This is a genomic window from Teredinibacter franksiae (assembly GCF_014218805.1).
Lineage (GTDB): Bacteria > Pseudomonadota > Gammaproteobacteria > Pseudomonadales > Cellvibrionaceae > Teredinibacter > Teredinibacter franksiae.
This window is the reverse complement of the sequence record NZ_JACJUV010000001.1, coordinates 324963-342182: the sequence shown is the minus strand read 5'-3', so window position 1 is coordinate 342182 and position 17220 is coordinate 324963. Positions and strand designations below refer to the sequence as shown.

The 17220-nt window shown below is 46.2% G+C and carries 12 protein-coding genes, 1 tRNA gene and 1 pseudogene; 4 read left to right on the top strand and 10 right to left on the bottom strand.

Features of this window, described 5'->3' with window-relative positions:
• Positions 1-70: 70 nt before the first annotated feature.
• The 3 genes from H5336_RS01435 to H5336_RS01425 are packed head-to-tail and all read right to left on the bottom strand — an operon-like array spanning position 71 to position 3536.
• Positions 71-373 carry a DUF2288 domain-containing protein gene (locus H5336_RS01435; RefSeq protein ID WP_185230722.1) on the bottom strand — a complete coding sequence of 101 codons (303 nt, stop codon included), beginning with the start codon at positions 371-373 and terminating at the stop codon, positions 71-73.
• On the bottom strand, positions 370-2847 hold the full coding sequence (locus H5336_RS01430; RefSeq protein ID WP_185230721.1) for an ABC transporter permease: 2478 nt from the start codon (positions 2845-2847) through the stop codon (positions 370-372). The genes H5336_RS01435 and H5336_RS01430 overlap by 4 nt, the downstream gene beginning before the upstream one ends.
• Complete coding sequence (locus H5336_RS01425; protein WP_185230719.1) at positions 2847-3536, bottom strand: ABC transporter ATP-binding protein; 690 nt, start codon at positions 3534-3536, stop codon at positions 2847-2849. The genes H5336_RS01430 and H5336_RS01425 overlap by 1 nt, the downstream gene beginning before the upstream one ends.
• Between H5336_RS01425 and H5336_RS01420 the strand changes: the two genes are divergently transcribed.
• Positions 3535-4185 carry an arylesterase gene (locus H5336_RS01420; protein ID WP_185230717.1) on the top strand — a complete coding sequence of 217 codons (651 nt, stop codon included), beginning with the start codon at positions 3535-3537 and terminating at the stop codon, positions 4183-4185. The two genes, H5336_RS01425 and H5336_RS01420, sit on opposite strands and share 2 nt — an antisense overlap.
• Positions 4186-4308: 123 nt before the next feature.
• Positions 4309-4396, top strand: a tRNA-Ser gene (locus tag H5336_RS01415).
• A gap of 836 nt (positions 4397-5232) precedes the next feature.
• Here the strand turns inward: H5336_RS01415 and H5336_RS01410 are convergent.
• From H5336_RS01410 to dcm, 4 genes are all read right to left on the bottom strand, one after another.
• Positions 5233-5844, bottom strand: a complete 612-nt coding sequence (locus tag H5336_RS01410; protein ID WP_185230715.1) for a hypothetical protein — start codon at positions 5842-5844, stop codon at positions 5233-5235.
• Between the two features lie 381 nt (positions 5845-6225).
• Entirely contained in the window at positions 6226-7266 is a 1041-nt protein-coding gene (locus H5336_RS01405) for a hypothetical protein (RefSeq protein WP_246438994.1), read from the bottom strand.
• 208 nt (positions 7267-7474) lie between these two features.
• The gene (locus tag H5336_RS01400) at positions 7475-8707 is read right to left on the bottom strand and encodes a type II restriction endonuclease (protein ID WP_313555713.1); all 1233 of its coding nucleotides are present in this window, start codon (positions 8705-8707) and stop codon (positions 7475-7477) included.
• A gap of 137 nt (positions 8708-8844) precedes the next feature.
• On the bottom strand, positions 8845-10101 hold the full coding sequence (dcm, locus tag H5336_RS01395; RefSeq protein WP_185230713.1) for a DNA (cytosine-5-)-methyltransferase: 1257 nt from the start codon (positions 10099-10101) through the stop codon (positions 8845-8847).
• A 178-nt stretch (positions 10102-10279) separates the two neighbouring features.
• Between dcm and H5336_RS01390 the strand changes: the two are divergent.
• Positions 10280-10633 (top strand): annotated as a pseudogene (locus H5336_RS01390) (AHH domain-containing protein); the annotation flags it as partial.
• 59 nt (positions 10634-10692) lie between these two features.
• Positions 10693-10980 (top strand): hypothetical protein, encoded by a 288-nt coding sequence (locus H5336_RS01385; protein WP_185230711.1) that lies wholly within the window; start codon positions 10693-10695, stop codon positions 10978-10980.
• Between the two features lie 569 nt (positions 10981-11549).
• Here the strand turns inward: H5336_RS01385 and H5336_RS01380 are convergent.
• The 3 genes from H5336_RS01380 to rne all read right to left on the bottom strand — a co-directional run bounded on the left by H5336_RS01380 (position 11550) and on the right by rne (position 16475).
• Entirely contained in the window at positions 11550-12059 is a 510-nt protein-coding gene (locus tag H5336_RS01380) for a Panacea domain-containing protein (RefSeq protein ID WP_185230709.1), read from the bottom strand.
• Complete coding sequence (locus tag H5336_RS01375; protein ID WP_185230707.1) at positions 12059-12937, bottom strand: hypothetical protein; 879 nt, start codon at positions 12935-12937, stop codon at positions 12059-12061. The genes H5336_RS01380 and H5336_RS01375 overlap by 1 nt, the downstream gene beginning before the upstream one ends.
• A gap of 655 nt (positions 12938-13592) precedes the next feature.
• Complete coding sequence (gene rne, locus H5336_RS01370) at positions 13593-16475, bottom strand: ribonuclease E (RefSeq protein ID WP_185230704.1); 2883 nt, start codon at positions 16473-16475, stop codon at positions 13593-13595.
• Positions 16476-17220: the final 745 nt, after the last annotated feature.

Below are 17220 nucleotides of genomic sequence, written 5' to 3'. Positions count from 1 at the left end.
CGTTGGTGTTTCGGATTTACACCTTGATTGACATGTAGCAAAGCGCTACGCCCAGATAAGGTAAGGCAAGCTACTTTACCTGCACTAATACCCAGGGTGATATAACCACGGCCCAAACAGGGGTATCGTTTTCATACCATTGCAGAGCCTGTGGGTCGGGAACCGGTTGCACTTTAGCTTCGTCGAGCCAGGTTTTTAACTCTGTGGCTTTGTCTTCACTTATCGCCATGGCGACGTTGATGAGATCCAGCTCTGGGGCGACCATTATTGCGTTACCGGCGGCAAAAAAACGTTGCAGGTCTCGCCAAGCAATGGTCGCCGTTTCCAAGTTAAGCTTGGTTTTTAAGGTGTTCCCTGTTAACTGTTCTGTCATTCTAGCGCGCGTAAAATTGTGAGTGGTGGTCTTAGGGTAACTTTTCTGGCCGACAGCCAGCCGATTAAACCAATGAGGATGGCGCCGCCAGCAGGGCCGCTGAGTATTATCAATGGGTTGGCGGTAAAGTCCAGTTTAAACACCTGTGTTTGTATAAAATAGAGTGAAATTTGTGCACCAAGGGTGCCCAGCAAACCCGCCATACAGCCAAGGCTACAAAATTCAATAATAAGTACTTGGTTTACAAATCGCCTTCTGGCGCCAAGGGTTCTTAAAATTGCGCTTTCCTGAAAGCGAATGTCCAGTGTTGCTTGAATACTGGTAATTAACACCAGTATGCCTGCGGCGAGCACCAGCACAAGAATAAATTCCACCGCCAGAGATACTTGGTGGATAATACTCTGCATCTGCGTAATCATCTGGTCGAGCTCAATGATAGACGTGGTTGGAAAATCTCTCGCCAATTGGTTAAGAAAGGTTTTTTGGCCTGCGGGGAGATAAACACTGGTTAACCAGTTTGTGGCGGTGTTGTCGAGTAGAGGCTGATTAAAAATCATAAAAAAATTGGGGTTCATGGAATCCCACTGCACTGAACGGATACTACCCAGTATTGCGGTAACTTCCTGACCGGCAACACTAAAGGTTAGTGTGTCGCCAACAGCCAGTTGAATACCGTTGGCGTACTCTGCCTCGGCCGACACGGTTAATAGACTCTCGTCATCTCCATGCCAGTCACCTTTTACTAGGCTATTGTCTTTGCCTAGAGCCGTGGCCCAAGTAAGATTTAGCTCTCTTTGGTAGTTCATTTGCGAGCTGGTGGCTTCTACGCGAGGCTTAACGGACTCTGCGTTTACCATGATAAGTCGGCCGCGCATCATGGGGTAAAACGGGCTGTGGACAAAGTTAGACTCGGCGAGAAGCGCTTCTACTTTCGGCTTTTCTTCGTTAAAAATGTTAAACAAAAAGTGGTTGGGTGTATTTTCCGGTAATTGTTTTTGCCAAGTACCGATTAAGCTAGTACGCGTGTCGATCAAAATTAGCAGCAGCATTATTAACGTAGAGAAAATAACAATTTGGACCGCGTTAAAGCCCTGGTGGCGTTTCAAATTGGATAAGCCAAGCCGCCAGGCGTTGCCAAGCTTGTTACTGACCAATTTACCCAGAGCGAGAATTCCCCACGCCAGTACGCCGCCTCCGGCAAGAGTAACGATACCGCCCGCGGCTAATACGGCGGTAATGAGAACGCTCTCGCTGTAGCCAAAAATAAGTGCAACAACACAGACAAACCCAATGGCGGCAGCAATACGAGGGCTAATAATACCGTTTGCAGCACCTTGTCGCAGCACGGCGGCGGGGGGAACATTACGCAGCGAGAGTAGAGGCGGGGCCGCAAAGGCAAAAAGGGTAACAAACCCTGAGATTGCACCCGTAGCAAAAGCATCGGTAGAGGCCTGAGAAAGCTCCCGAGGTAAGAGTGAGCCTAATATTTGCAGAATTAAATTATGCAATAACCAGCCTGTAATACTGCCCAGGAACACACTGCTAATGCCTAAAATGAGCAGAATAGAAATATAGCGGCGTGAAATTGCGCTAGGCGTTTGGCCAAATGTTTTTAACAAAGCAACGGATGTAGATTGGCGAATGGCATAGCGACGGGCCGCAAGTGCTATGGCCACGCCGCTTAACAAAACACTTAGGCTACCGGCGAGTAGCAAAAACTTTTCGGCGCGTTCTAGTGCATCACCGATATTGCGATTACCCTGTTTAACGCCCACCCAGCGATTGTGGTGCCCCAGTTGCGGTTCCACCACATCTTTGAACGCTTGTATATGCTCGCTAGTACCGGCGAGCAGTAACGAATAGTTCACTCGGCTACCCGTTTGCACCGCACCAGTGGCTTCTACATCGGCAAGATTAATGATTGCCCGAGGGGCAACACCAAAAAATGATTGCGGGCTATCGGGCTCCTTGATCAAGGCACGCGAAGCGATAAACGCTTTGTCGCCAATACTGATTGTGTCGCCAGGGGAAATATGCAAAGCGGCAAACAGGCGTGAAGCAAGCCACACTTCGCCTTGTGCTGGGCCACGCTGATGCTTTTCGCCCTTGCCAAAGGGTTGTTTCGCAAGGGTAACGGCGCCTTTTAAGGGGTACTCTTCAGTCGCGGCTTTAACGGCCACCAATTGCATACCTTGCTCGGTAAAAGCCATTGCTCGAAACGAAATTAGCTTGGCTGTGCGCAAATTGTGCGTGGCGGCTAGTTCTTCCCAGTGATTGTGTTGTGGCACGGTACTGCGAATTTGCACATCGGCGGCGAGAAATTGAGTTGCTTCGTCGAGAATAGAATTTTGAATTCGGCTGGTGAATAAACTAATACTCGTAACGGTTGCGGTGGCTAGCAGTAGTGAAAATACCAAAATGCTCAGCTCTCCACTACGCAGGTCTCGCCACAGAAGCAGCAGGGTGGATTTCATTATTCGTGAGCTCCAGCGGGGTTTACAGCTTGAGTGTCGAGCCGTCCGGCATCCATACGGAATTGTTGTTCGCAGCGCGTGGCGAGCGTTTGATCGTGGGTTACCAAAATTAGCGTTGTACCGGCTTCACGGTTCATGTCGAACAGCAGGTCTGCAATGGTGTGGCCGGTGTCTGAATCCAAGTTTCCGGTGGGTTCATCGGCAAATAAAATGGGTGCTTCTGAAGCAAAGGCGCGAGCCAGCGCAACCCGCTGTTGCTCACCCCCAGAAAGTTGCCTGGGGTAGTGACGTTCACGTTCAGACAACCCAACCCGTGCAAGATAATCCTTGGCTTGTCGTTCGATATTGGCGCGGTTGGCTACTTCCAGCGGCAGCATCACATTTTCCAGGGCGGTAAGGCTGCCCAACAATTGGAAGTTTTGGAAGACAAACGAAACCAGCCGAGCGCGAACCAGTGCTCGGGCTTCTTCATCAAGGCTGGTGATTTCGGTATTGTCTAAATACACTTGCCCTTCCGAGGGAACATCTAAACCTGCGAGCATACCCAGCAGAGTGGACTTGCCGGAGCCAGAGGCGCCTATTATGGCTACCGATTGGCCCGATGCGATTTCCAGGTTTATACCTTTAAGAATATCTAAGTGCCCATCAAAAACGGGTACTCTTTGGTGGAGGTTTACGGTTTTAATCATGTACTACCTACTTAAAATGAGAACGACTCTGTATCGAGTGATTTTGTGCGTAACCATACTTGTGCCGCTATACAGCGCTAGCGCCCATGCAGCCATTGAACCCTACAAAAAGCTCCTTGTAGTAGGTGACAGCCTGAGCGCCGCCTACAACCTAGCAGAAGAGCAGGGCTGGGTTGCCCTGTTGGCAAAACGCCTACAAGAGCGTGAAAGTGGCTATCAGGCAATTAACGCATCGGTGGGCGGCGCCACCAGTGCGGCGGCCCTACAGCGCCTGCCATCGCTTTTAGACCTTCATAAGCCGGCTCTGGTTATATTAGAGATGGGCGCCAACGATGGTCTGCAGGGCAAGCCTGTTAGCTATATAAGCGCCAACCTTAAGCACTTGATAGAACTTTGTCTGGCGCGCGGCATTCGAGTTGTAATGGTAGGCATACAGCTTCCGCCAAACTACGGTAAACGCTACACCGCCCCCTTCTATAACCAATACGCACAACTCGCGGAAAAATATCAATTGCCCCTCGTGCCTTTTCTACTGGAGGGCGTAGCCGGCAACAATGCGCTGATGCAGGCTGATCGTTTACACCCAACGGCCGAGGCACAGCCCATCATACTGGAAACGGTTTGGCGAATATTAGAAGAAGAACTGTGAGGGCTAAGTGTAGAAGGTTCAGGCTCATTACACCCGGCAACGCTAAGCCTTTGACTTAATTCAGCAATTTTTTGCTCAAGCACTTGCGAGAAGCGGAATCATATGTATAATTCGGCCCCTTCCGGTGGGCTGGCTGAGTGGTCGAAAGCGGCGGTCTTGAAAACCGTTGAGTGTAATAGCTCCTGGGGTTCGAATCCCTAGCCCACCGCCAAATAGAAAAAGGCTCGTCCCTATGGACGGGCCTTTTTTATTGCTCTCGTGAAAGTCTGATCATTGAAGCCACTACCTTTATGCGCACGCTCTGTAGCGCTGCATGGCCCGTAACGCCTACCTTCTGCCTATCTGGCTACGTAAAAACACTAGTTTTGCCCCTGAGCTCATGAGTGTTGAATTGTGTCTGGTGAGGGATCTCTAAGCCTTTTTATTCCTGGTGACTACAGAATGGGCGCATAGGTTTGCTGTTGTAGCTTAAAAAACCAACAGTTTTACTCAGCGCGTCACAATAGTTAGCTGAAGGTACTGGGCCGTTTTGGGTTTGTGCATCAAACCCACACAGGAATGCTCGGCGTACGCAGCGAGAGGTATAATGTAAGTAGGGCGTGGCTTCATAGGGAGGTTTGTTGCTGCTCTGGGCGCAGCATGTCTCATTCCTTCAGAAGCTGATGTCTGTGTTAATGCACAGTGATATTTTGTTGGGTGCAAGTGTTGGTGTGGGTGTCTGAAAAAATGGGGAGATTTGTTGCTTCCTTGGGCGGGGCATGGCTCATTCCTTGAGTTGCTATTTGCTGGTGTAATGCACAGTATTTTTTTGTTGGGTTCAAGTGTAGGTGTGGGTGTCTCGAGAGTTCGTTGACCCGTATCCGGACTTTCAGCCCGTAATGCTAACCCACCAGCTTTAGCTGGTGGTTGTTGAGTTACGCGGGAAGATTGATTCGTCCAAATGGCCAGTTAGTGCTGAGCATGAACTCAAATGACACACTGAAAAATGATATGGATAAGTATTTCGCGTGCCTAAGTTAGCCATATTTATGCATAATTAGGGTTTATTCAAGCAATGTTTTTCTTACGCCAAATGAGTACTGCTACCATTGAAAATAATAGCAAATACACGGTTGATGGCTCCGTAACAGTATTAACAATTACATTGTCAAAAGCTACACCACTAGACAAAAATTCCACGCTTGTTAAGTTTTTCCAGTTTAATAGATAACTTTGAAAATCATCATGCCCACCGGCATCGTCTAATATTTTATCAATTGATAGTTCAGCCAAAAGTACTCCACCATCTGCTTGATACCCAGCCAAATTAAATGTATCTATGAACATTACATGTTCACTATATTCAGCAATATCTAACGAAACAAATGAAAATACGCCACCGTTATCGCGTGTTAAAATCGGACCACCACCAAGCGTTATTCCCACATGCGTTGTCCCATTGTTTGGAACAATTGCGTTTTGATTATTTGGGTTGAAACGGATAAATGACCCATACTTATCTGAATGGTTTGTTAATGAAAAACCGTCCTCTGAAAATGCATCACCATCACCATAGCTAGTTTGGAAGCCGACCAACGGTTCATCAAAATCCAAAATAATGGCGTGAACCGAACTACTTGCGAACACAATAGCGAACAATGTGCATATAAAGTATTTCATTGTTTTAACCCTTCTCTCTGTTTAACAAATTTTGTGCATAACGAGGCTGTCGAATTACTCACTTATCAGGCCGAATAAACTCAACTAGCCTTTACTGTTTAATTTTCACTAATCGAGGAACATTTATTTATCCATAATGGAAAAGCAATGCCCTAACATTAAAAAACGACAAAAAACCCCTGCAGGGGCTCATATTCGCGGTATTTTTGAATCTTTACCATATTATGTACCATTGTGAATAGCAACCATTAACCCGTGACCTTTTCTAAGCCTCGTAGGCTCAGCCACTTTAATCCAATGTTATGCTTGATGTCGGCTCTACAGCACCCATTTTACCACCGTATATGTCACGTCCCTCCGGCGAATCTATCTTTTCTTTCATCAAATCATAAGGTCTCGGAGGATTCGATTCCGCAACATTACGCTCACCAAAATCAGCGAACTCCCAGGCAGGAAACTCTTCGTCGTTTCCATACTCCCAGCCAAGCTTTTGAATTTAGATTCAAACTGGGTGGTCAGTACACGCCATTCACGGCTGGAGATATTGAGGCGCTCAAGAATGGAAGGCAAGTTATTGTCGATAAAGCCACGCTTGTCTTCACGAATAGCCCTTCCGGTAATATCCACAAGCTGCACGTAATCTTGTAGATGAAAGGGTAGGCCTTGGGGCATGGGTTCTCTTGGGTTACCCACAAATTCGGCGAGCTTTAACGGTTGTGGGTTATTAGTCTCTTGGTTTTCAATACGGCGTTTTATTGAGGTGTGGTCAGAGCTTTCTGGTGTCTTGGCCATTCTGGCTCGAATGGGGTTCAAATCCACATAGGCCATACAGGCGGCTAAGGCTTTTTCATCGAGCAACGCTTGTGATTTAAACCGGCGCTGACCAACATGGATGTTGGAAATGCAGGTTTTGCAGGAGCAAAAACCTGTCCAGAAGCGTCCTGTACATTGGTCTTCGGCGTTGGCCATACGGGCAATGGGTTCGTTTAAGGCCCACATCCAGCGGCTGATATTGGCCAGCTCAAGGCGCCAGTGGTCCAGTTTTTCTTTAACGGCAAGCCATTGGGCTTCGTCGAGTAGCTCACCCTTTAAAAATTTCTGAGTTAAGAGGGTGCCCTTGTAAAGCTTGTGCCAGCGTTCGCATACTTCTAGGTCCGTCAGGCTTTGGGCATCAGCCATATTGATGTGTAGCACCACATGGTGGTGGTTACTCATTACGGCGTAGGCACACACGTCAATGCAGAAAATCTCACCCAAAAATAGAATACGGTCTTCAACCCATTGCCGACGATGCTCGTAATCCTTGCCCGTTAACGAATCCAGTCCACAGAGAAAGGCTCTGCGTACACAGCGAGAGGTACACGACTGCAGGACGCAGAGCGACGCAGGATGCCAAAGCCGAGTGGTAGTAGGGGGTAGCATCTAGGGAGATTTGTTGCTTCCTTGGGCGGGGCATGGCTCATTCCTTGAGTTTCTGGATACTGGGATAATGTGCAGTGATTTTTTGTTGGGTTCAAGTGTTAGTGTGGGTGTCCTATATTGCGTTTTTGCCTTATTGGCTTGAAAGTCCCATGTTTACTGAACTTGTTGCCTTAAGTAAGTACCATTCAGGCCTGACTCCAGCCCTTACTTACAAATACAAAGTTTTTGTTTCTTCAATAAACCCTGAAAGCGAATATATGTCACCACGTATCCCCTTAGGAAAAGCTTTGTGCAACGGCTTGGGAACAACCAATTTCACCTTTTCTTCCTGCATTTCCTTGAACTGATTTTCAGAAACACCTTGCTGTAAGGTAAAAAGGTAGGAGAAATCAATACGATTTGCTTCATTCAAAATTTGTCGCCATCGATCTTTTACTGTTGTTTTTACCGCAAGCATACGTAGCTTATTTTCAGGGTATTCGGGATCATGATAAGAAGCGCAGTCAGGAAATAAAAAATCAGGTTTTTTATTTCCTTCTGTTGTACACTGAACACCGAAGTCATCAAGGCCCTCTTCTTTGAATATGTTTTCAAGATGTAATTCAAGAGATTTGCCTGATCGTGATTTTCGCCTGTTAGAAATAGAATTTGCTAATTTTATAAATCCTTCCACATTTTCGAATCCCTTTTTTATCAAAGGAAAGGAGTGGTGGTGCTCGACAAGCTTGAACAAATCAAATTCGTGATCACGCCTTTTCAAGATTCGAGAATCCACACCCAATTCAGCATGAAAACCTTGTGCGAAGAGGTGGTTGATGATTTCTGAACCAGAGGGAAATGCATCGTTCCACTCGGGCGGATATTTTTCAACTTTGAGCGAACCGGCAGGAAGTACACCTCCAAAAATTATATCTCCACGCTCAAAATACGAACTTTTCGGGTCCACCTCACCAACACGTTCCTCCAAATAGTTTTCTTCTTCTATGTTTCGGCAAACCCAAGACCTCATGTATTCAGAATCGCCTGCACTGTTATTAAAAGCAAAAACTGCAATAGCCCCAGTTTTTTCTTTATCCTGAAGCGGGGTGTAATCTACTCCAGTGCTCCAGCGTGTAATTCTTTTTTCATTTCTTGTCGATTGCTTTAGAACCTTACCATTATAGTAAACTGCGCGAAGGCTTTGTTCTGGAACATCGTCTGAATCAACTACCGCTCTGAAATTAACATCTGGATTTTTTACATCAATGCGATTTATTGTCGGAAATACTGTGCCCAGCACTGAATTTGGAAAGTAAATACCTACCTGATGGCTTTTGGTTGCGCCCGTGTCATTTGCGGAAAGTCGTTTTATGTAAATAATCCAGTCGTCGTTAGCAATATCAAATACCCAGTCTTTAAACTCCATGCTACCCATCCCCCCCCAAAAGTGATTTTCGGTCACATCAATTACTTATTACATAGTGCTCCCTCAATATAATCACTCTGGAGCCACTTTCAAAAATTCCGCTCTACCGATCATTTCAAGATTCGCATCATTCCCATTGATAGAAGTTGTTTTTTTACTAAGCCGTTCCTGCTTTAGGCTATTTTCCACAAGTCTTGTCGATCCGGTATAACTTCACGATCACGCTCAACGAGGTCCAGAATATGAGGTTGCATAATACGTGCAATTTCATTAACAACCGGAACAACAACAGAATTTCCAAACTGGCGGTAAGCCTGGGTGTTCGACACTCCAATTTTTAGCGAATCAGGATAACCCATTAATCTAGCGCATTCTCGCGGGGTTAATCGTCTTGGGTTTTTCCCTTTCCCCCTGTAAATCAGAACCTCAGAGCCATCTTTGTGATAACGAGCTGACAAAGTTCGGCAAGTATCATCCCCAGTCACAATGCCAAAGCCAAAGCCATTCCCCTTCTCTTCATGCTTTTTCTTATAATTTTTTAGATATTTCCATAGCTTTGTGGTGATTATAAAGTTTTTTGATACAGTTGCTCTTTTCCCTTCTGTAAAAGGGTTTTCAAATTTTTCTTTCCCATCTTCCGGGTGCAAAATATCCTTCATTGTTACCGTCCCCTTGCCCGGATGCCTGAATTCACCCCAATCAAACGAAACATCATCACGAAACCCAACTATAAATATACGCTGACGGTTTTGCGGAACAAATCCGTTTGCGTCAATTACCCTGTAAAAAATCTTATACCCAAGCTTCTCTTGAAGAGAATGAGTGATTACCTTGAACGTCTTTCCTTTGTCGTGACTCATAAGGTTCTTAACATTTTCCAGTAAAAATGCTTTAGGATGCTTTGCTTCAATAATTCGCTCTACATCAAAGAAAAGAGTACCTTGGGTACTGCAATCGAAACCATGGGCACGACCCAAAGAGTTTTTCTTGGATACACCAGCAAGAGAAAAAGGCTGACATGGAAAACCAGCCAGAAGCACGTCATGATCGGGGATTAGCGCTGTATCGACTTTGGTGATATCCCCCACTACAGGATGATGATCAGGATAATTAGTGCGATAAGTCTTCTGAGAATACTTATCCCATTCCGAAGTAAATACACATTGACCACCAATTGACTCAAATCCACGACGAATTCCGCCAATACCGGCAAATAGGTCAATGAAGGTAAAATCAGAAGCAGGTAATATTACTGGGTTTACTATGCTGGCCAATATTTGATCAAACTTGGCCGAAACCGTACTTTCTTTAGGGATGCTTTCTTCCTTCAGCCAGTTTTTGAATGTCTTATTTGTAATGTCTAATAACTCTGTAAGCTGATCCTCACCAATCAAGCCATGTAGTTTTTCCAGCTTTTGTACATTATTCATACGGGAACCTTGGGGGGAATTATTTCCATTTTTATTCCCAGAAATAATACATTATTGACCTTGAAGGTCAAGAAGAACTGCTTAAATATACAGCATTTTGTTCCACGTAATCACTAAGTGGGCGCGCGGACCACTTACTTACTTGGGGCACCCACACTAACACGCTGAGGGAGCTCCTAAGCAGAGCTCTAAGCACACGGCGCACCACATTTGTCTTGGTAGAGGTCGGTGGGAAAAGAACATGGTCCGTAATACCCGTATCCACATACATTCTCACGGCATAATAATCAACGACCCTGCAAACGGAGTCTACTTGGTGCACAAAGATGATTACACGCCTCACCACTTAATGCCTAGCTCAAGATGGCACCTGAAGAACCATACCCGTGAATACGAAAAGCTTGTGGCTGCTCGTATCGGTACGCTCCCCAATCAGGACGTTATTAAAACCCAGCTTCAAGCGATTGGGCGGTTGCTACAACAGCATGAACCTAAACCCGTATTTACAAAGATGAGGGGGATGAGGCTGTAAGTAAAGTCTACGCAATATGACGCTCAACGCAGCCGTGTTTTCGTGAGCTGGAAGTGGATGTGATGGACACAGCGCGCTACTCGCCTGATGGCGTCTCGATAGATGATGTCATCTGGTTTTCTGAGTTGAATACATCCATGGCCGACTGGTGGCAACCCATCATCACCAATCTTTATGATGATTCAGGCGACAGGTGTGTGGATATTCCTGAGATCTGTCAGTGGGTTGGAGGTACCTTAATCCTTTCTCCCAAAGCTTTCAGGGCAGTTGAAGATTCAACTGCAGGGTGTGGTGAGTTTTACCGGTCAAGGTTGGGTCTGAAGAGTATCAAGTATTTAATTGTTTAAGCTTGGGAGGGGATGACCCGGCTGCGCCTGGAGTTGAATATGATGGCGATGTGGCGATGTGGCGATGTGGCGATGTGGGCCAACAACCTGGTTACGTAACCTGCGAAGGATAAGCAGATTGTGTTTAAGTCATCACTGGAGAGGGGCGTAACTTTTTTTGCACTGAACGGTCTAAGGGTGTGATGGATTCCTTTGGGGTGAAAGGGCATCACTTTTGTGAGGCGCTTATTTAGGTAAAGGTATTTTAGCCATTGATGATGGCGGTATTTCAGGGATAGAAAACTGAATACGGCTTACACTCTACTAGCGTTAGTTTCAGATGAACCTTCACCACCAATGCAGCACCAACAACTTTAATACCACCTTTCAATCCAGATTTATCTGCATCTGAAGCCGTGACTGCAATATAAAACTGATTGTTTTGAATAAGGCCAGTATGCATAATTTTGGTGCCCCAACTAAGGTTGATTGCTCCATTAATATAATTTAGATTAGTCTCGTCTATTGCTACTTGAACGCCTTCTTGAATTTCATTAAGATTTTTTTCTGCTACTATGGGACTTAATAATTCATTGGCTTGTCCGGTACAATGCTTTAGTAGAGTTGTTGGCCAGTAATTCCTTATATTTTTCAGCGGAGCCAACTAAATCTAAATGGCTATATCGATCATTTGATATCACGGGGTAAGTTGAATAAACAAGTTGAATAAAATCTTCGTAGTTTTTTTTCTTAGTGGCATCGATAACAAAGTTAGCGATATCTTTTTGCTCTTTAGTTAAGTCAAAGCTTCCCTCAAATTTCTTTTTAAGCTTAAATAGTTGTTTTTTTCCGCCATAGTAATTTGATGTATTCTCAACGGATATATCCTTATCTTCTTTCGCCAATTTCACAAAATCTTCGACATAAGGGCCATAGTGATCGAAGTGCCACTGAGCATTAGTTATCTGATGGCCAGAATCAATTGAGCTTTTCCAATCCATGAGGTAAATCATTTTGGTTAGCCGTGAAGCTGAAAGTTCAGATTTATGTGGATACTCTTTTAATAAATACTTGATGATATTTGATATAACAGTTTTCATTAAAACCCCTCCTCTCTGGCTGATTTTAGAGTTGGTATATGCTCATCCAAAGATTCAATAAGTGTTGTTAAATTCGTCTTTTCCTGTTCATTTAATAGACGCGCAAGTTTTCCAAATGGCAGGCCATTTGGTTTCAACGACTCGAAAAGAATCACTGCTATAGTTTCATTTCGAGAGTTTTTTAGCCGAACCCCATAAAAGGCCCGACTCTTCATTCTTATGTTTGACAGCGCCTCTTCCGTGAACGAGTATTTATTAACATTGTAGTCAACCCAAGCTTGCATATCATCCACTGGGTCTGGCGCTTCCGTATCTTGAAATTTGCCCATTTCCCAGGCACGAGATATACCGCCTTGCTCCCTTGGATAAAGACGATTGGGCTTGCTATTAAACAGTTCATTCTCTGAATATCTACCAATACAAGAAAATAAATCCATGTCCAGCTTGTAGAGGCTTACCCTTTCATCTACTGTCAGACCAAGATGGTTACTATATGAATACAACCAGTTACTAAAAAGCCTATAACAATTGATTGATTTACTTTCACTTTCTTGCCTTAAAGACACATAAGAATCATAAACTTCTCTGCACTTGCGTTCCACTAGGGTCAAAGTCACATGACTTCCAAGGCCGCCCCAAATCAAACAAACAACACTTATAACGAGAACTACAATTAGCCAAGTACCTGTGGTACATAGAAGAAGTAGGTGCTCTCTAGCAGTTTCTGGAAGCCACCGCCTAACAGTTATCTGCAAGCTTTCCGGTATACCTATGTAAGCAAAGCCTATGGCGCTAACAATAGTTGGCACAAGGCTGGCGCCAGCAATTTTATATGACCACCGTTTATACCAAGGAAGCTCTTCCAACGCTATTTCCATTCTTATTTCTACATCCTAATTCTGACGTGGTGCTCCAGCATTTGAATATGCGTCATCTTATATGTAGACATTATGTCTACATATAAGAAAAAATGTCCACATTCAGACTCTGCATGAACCATGGGGTCAATGGGGTCAGGCTTTAAATCACACAACGAGAAAAGGGGGAATATCTATCCTTTTATGTGTAAATGTAGGCATCGCAATCACAAAGATTAATTTGTTTTGTGTCTCCAGTCCATACTGGGCTCGCGGGCAAGATGTTGGCGGTAAATAGTCCGTTAATGTAGGGGGTATAAATGGGGGTATATACAATTTTATATTTATTTATTATTAATAATATCAATAATTTATAGGTAATTCATGAATCCCTAGCCCACCGCCAAACACAAAAAAGGCTTGCCCCCCAATGGGGCAGGCCTTTTTTGTTCAGTTTGTAAATGACCTATTAGGGTCTCCTAACTCGATCAATTAGCCAAAAAGCCAATGGAGCTGCCGTAGGCTGCATGCTTCAGTGAGTACCATTAAAGCGTTAAAGCCTTATTGCAAAAGCGGACAAGTGCGCGGTAGCCGCCAACCGAGGAGGGTAATCAGAAATAGCAAAGCATAAAAAAAGGGGCCAATCGGCCCCTTTACATAGAGTACTTGTTAATTATTAAGAATCTTGCTCGGCTTCACGCTTCTTCCTGGGGTCATTGGTAGGGCGTTTGAGTTCTCGAGGCTTATGTTCGATTTTTGCCGGTGCAGATGTGTCTAATGGGCGCCCCATACGGCTATCAGCGTCCACACTTGAAACCAGCGTATTCTTTACTGGCTTGGGGCTGTAGCGAGGGTCGTTAGACGGACGAGAAACATCTCGTGGGGCTACTTCCTCTTTGGCAGCGGGTTTCTGTGAGCTTTTGGGAGCAGCGGGTGCGGGTATTACCGCTGCTTCCTCGGTGCCGGCCTTCACTTCTGTCGCTGCTGGTTTAGCGGCAGGTTTTTCGGCAACAACAGTTGGCTTGCTTTCTTTTGCCGCTGGCGGGCTGCTAGGCTCTGCGTTAACGGCTGGTGCAGCTTCTTCAGTAGTGACTACTTTCTGGGTTGCTACTACTGCGTTAGCGTCGGCTTTAGCCGACTCTGCTTTTAACGCTTGGGGTTCTTGTGCAATAGCTGCTGTTTCAATAGCGGCAGCGGCTGGTTTTTCGGCTGGCGCATCAACAGCAGGTGCCTGTGCGGGTGTTTCCTGGGCAGCTGTTTGTGTCGGTGCGTCGGTTACAGGTTTTTCTTGCGCCTGAGCGGTATCGGTAGTTGAGTCTGCTGAGCGTTCCGCGTCTCTGGTGCGGTTGCGGTTGCGGCCTCTGTTGCGACGGTTACGGCCTTCGCCACGATTGTCGGCATTTTTGTCCGTTTCTGTTGCCTGAGGGCTGCCGGCTGATTTTTCTTCCGTAGGCTCGAGTGCGTCATCGGCTGTTTGCGTTAGGCCTGCTTCCACTTCGGGTAATGGACCACGCTGTCTCTGTTGAGGACGGCCACGACGATTGGATGGTCGTTTGTTCGGACGATTTTCATTACTAGTCTCAGTTTGCGGCTCGCTACTAGGTTTGCTTTCGGTCTGAGCAACGTTTTTATCTTCAGGCTTCTCGTCGGGGCGACGACTGCGGCGGCGGCGCTCAGGACGGTTCTGGTCGCGACGCGTTTTTTCTTGATTATTGCGGTTGTTTGTCTTGTTAGCGGGTTCCTCTTCACGCTCACGAGGAGTCTCTTTTTCGCCTTGGCGGCTACCCTTACGGTTACGATTGCGATTCGAGTTGGTGCGTTTCTGGTGGCCTTTGCCTCTACCTTTACCTTTGAACTCTTTCTTGGCAGGCTTGCTATCACTGGTGAAGAAGCCCTCAATAGCTTTGAGTATGCGGGCTAATAAACCGGGTTGCTTGGGCGGTTTAGGGGCAGGCTGTTCAGGGGCTACTTGCTCTACAGCGGGTTTAGGTAGGTCAATGGGTTCACTGCTTATATCAAGCCCTGATTCAGAGCTTTCCTCGGCGGACAGGTCTATCTGGTAACTGATTTCGCTTGTACCTGAATCGTCATCGCGTAGGCGATGCACATCAAAGTGGGGGGTTACCATTTCGGTGTTAGGTAAAATGGCGACGCGAGTTTCGTGTCGCTTTTCGATACCGGAAATGGCCGCGCGCTTTTCATTTAGCAGATAAGTGCCGACATGCACAGGTACGATGGCTCGGATTTCTGCGCTGCGCTCTTTCTGGGCTTCTTCTTCTACAAGGCGAAGAATGGAGAGTGCGATGTTCTTGGTGCCACGAATAGTACCCTGACCACTACAGCGTGGGCAGACTTTCGACATTGTTTCACCCAGCGAAGGGCGTAAACGTTGACGCGACATCTCAAGTAAGCCAAACCGGGAAATGCGCCCGACTTGTACACGGGCGCGGTCCATTTTCAGGGCTTCGCGCATACGGTTTTCAACTGCACGCTGATTGCGCACAGGCTGCATATCGATAAAGTCGATAACGACTAGGCCGCCCATGTCTCGAAGGCGGAGCTGACGAGCAATTTCATCGGCGGCTTCAAGGTTGGTTTGTACGGCGGTTTCTTCAATATCGCCGCCTTTGGTCGCGCGAGACGAGTTGATATCGATACTAATGAGTGCTTCGGTAACATCGATAACAATGGAGCCACCGGAGGGTAATTTAACTTCGCGCTCAAAGGCGGTTTCGATTTGCCCTTCGATTTGGAAGCGGTTAAACAGGGGTACATCTTCGCTATAGAGTTTAACCTTGCTGCGGTAGTTGGGCATAACCTGCTGGACAAACGTCGTGGCAAGGTCGAAGGCCTCTTGGTTGTCTACAATGACTTCGCCGATATCAGGGCGTAGGTAGTCTCGAATTGCGCGAATGATTACATTGCTTTCCTGAAACAAAAAAGCCGGGGCTTTTGTTTCATCGGCGGCTTTTTTGACGTTGCCCCAAAGCAGCGTTAGGTAGTTCATGTCCCACTGTAGTTCTTCTGCTGAGCGGCCTACACCTGCCGTGCGGACGATAATGCCCATGCCGTCGGGTATATCGATCTCATTGAGGGCGTCTTTAAGTTCGGTACGGTCATCGCCGTCGATCCTGCGGGAGATGCCGCCAGCGCGTGGGTTGTTGGGCATAAGGACCAGGTAGCGACCGGCAAGGCTAATAAAGGTCGTCAGTGCGGCGCCTTTATTGCCACGCTCTTCTTTATCGACTTGGACAATAACTTCCATGCCTTCTCGGACAACATCTTTTATTCGGATGCGGCCTTCAATTTCTTTAGGCTGTTTTACGAAGTATTCGCGGGAAATTTCTTTGAGTGGGAGGAACCCGTTGCGGCCATTGTCATATTCAACAAAGGCGGCTTCTAAAGAGGGTTCAATGCGGGTGATTTTGCCTTTGTAGATGTTGGCTTTTTTCTGTTCCCTGTGCCGGTTTTCGATATCTAGGTCGTACAACCATTGGCCGTCCACTAACGCTACGCGTAACTCTTCAGGTTGCGTAGCATTGATTAGCATTCTTTTCATGTAAGTTATTCTCGATGTTGCGCGTCAACATCAATGCTAGTACGGAGGGAAACAATCGATGGGGCTGAAGGGATAATTTGGATGAATCGCTGTGAAGAGAAGAGCTTGTGGGTAAAGTAAATAGCATTTGACCCAAGCGAATGAGCCGGGGAATGTGAATTACTTTACGATAGCTGCTCTCTAGCGGCCGCTACACGATGTGCGTGTAGGGCCAAAACTATTCACTTGAGGCTGTTGGGCAACTGTAACCCGCAGCACAATTGGCTGCTTGGGTTTGAGTATTTTACTGGCAGGGCCCATCGATTACCTGTGTCATCCGATAAGCGCGTACGTGGCAATTGAGTGTTTCCAGGTACAGCGTTTATTTAATTATCTATTCAGTGGCGTAAGTATTTTATGCGGGCAGAGGTGCAGTGGTTTGGTTGAGGTTGCAATAGCAACTTTTTTTCGCAAACTGGCGATTCAACGCATCCGTTCTGTTTATACCTTTTTTGATCGTTGCCAATTATGCTATCCCTTAGAGGAGTGCGCCGTAATTGAGCAGCTTCGCCTCGTTATATGGGATTACTGTTATCGCATTGCTGCTTGTTGTCGGCAGCCAGTAGTAGCAGTCAGTGTAACGATCTTAAAAAGGTCTTCTGCCGGCATGTTCGCCGATCAGTTGTTTCTTTCGCAAAGCACGAAATATTCGCGCGTTGGTTTCAAAAAAAATCGCTCAAGCCCTAAGGGCTAAAGCACCATTTGT

Excerpts from the sequence above, each read along its gene's own strand:
- H5336_RS01410 (WP_185230715.1), bottom strand. The coding sequence starts at position 5,844 with ATGAAATACTTTATATGCACATTGTTCGCTATTGTGTTCGCAAGTAGT.
- H5336_RS01380 (WP_185230709.1), bottom strand. The coding sequence starts at position 12,059 with ATGAAAACTGTTATATCAAATATCATCAAGTATTTATTAAAAGAGTAT.
- H5336_RS01430 (WP_185230721.1), bottom strand. The coding sequence starts at position 2,847 with ATGAAATCCACCCTGCTGCTTCTGTGGCGAGACCTGCGTAGTGGAGAG.
- rne (WP_185230704.1), bottom strand. The coding sequence starts at position 16,475 with ATGAAAAGAATGCTAATCAATGCTACGCAACCTGAAGAGTTACGCGTA.
- H5336_RS01435 (WP_185230722.1), bottom strand. The coding sequence starts at position 373 with ATGACAGAACAGTTAACAGGGAACACCTTAAAAACCAAGCTTAACTTG.
- H5336_RS01420 (WP_185230717.1), top strand. The coding sequence starts at position 3,535 with ATGTACTACCTACTTAAAATGAGAACGACTCTGTATCGAGTGATTTTG.
- H5336_RS01375 (WP_185230707.1), bottom strand. The coding sequence starts at position 12,937 with ATGGAAATAGCGTTGGAAGAGCTTCCTTGGTATAAACGGTGGTCATAT.
- dcm (WP_185230713.1), bottom strand. The coding sequence starts at position 10,101 with ATGAATAATGTACAAAAGCTGGAAAAACTACATGGCTTGATTGGTGAG.
- H5336_RS01425 (WP_185230719.1), bottom strand. The coding sequence starts at position 3,536 with ATGATTAAAACCGTAAACCTCCACCAAAGAGTACCCGTTTTTGATGGG.
- H5336_RS01405 (WP_246438994.1), bottom strand. The coding sequence starts at position 7,266 with ATGCTACCCCCTACTACCACTCGGCTTTGGCATCCTGCGTCGCTCTGC.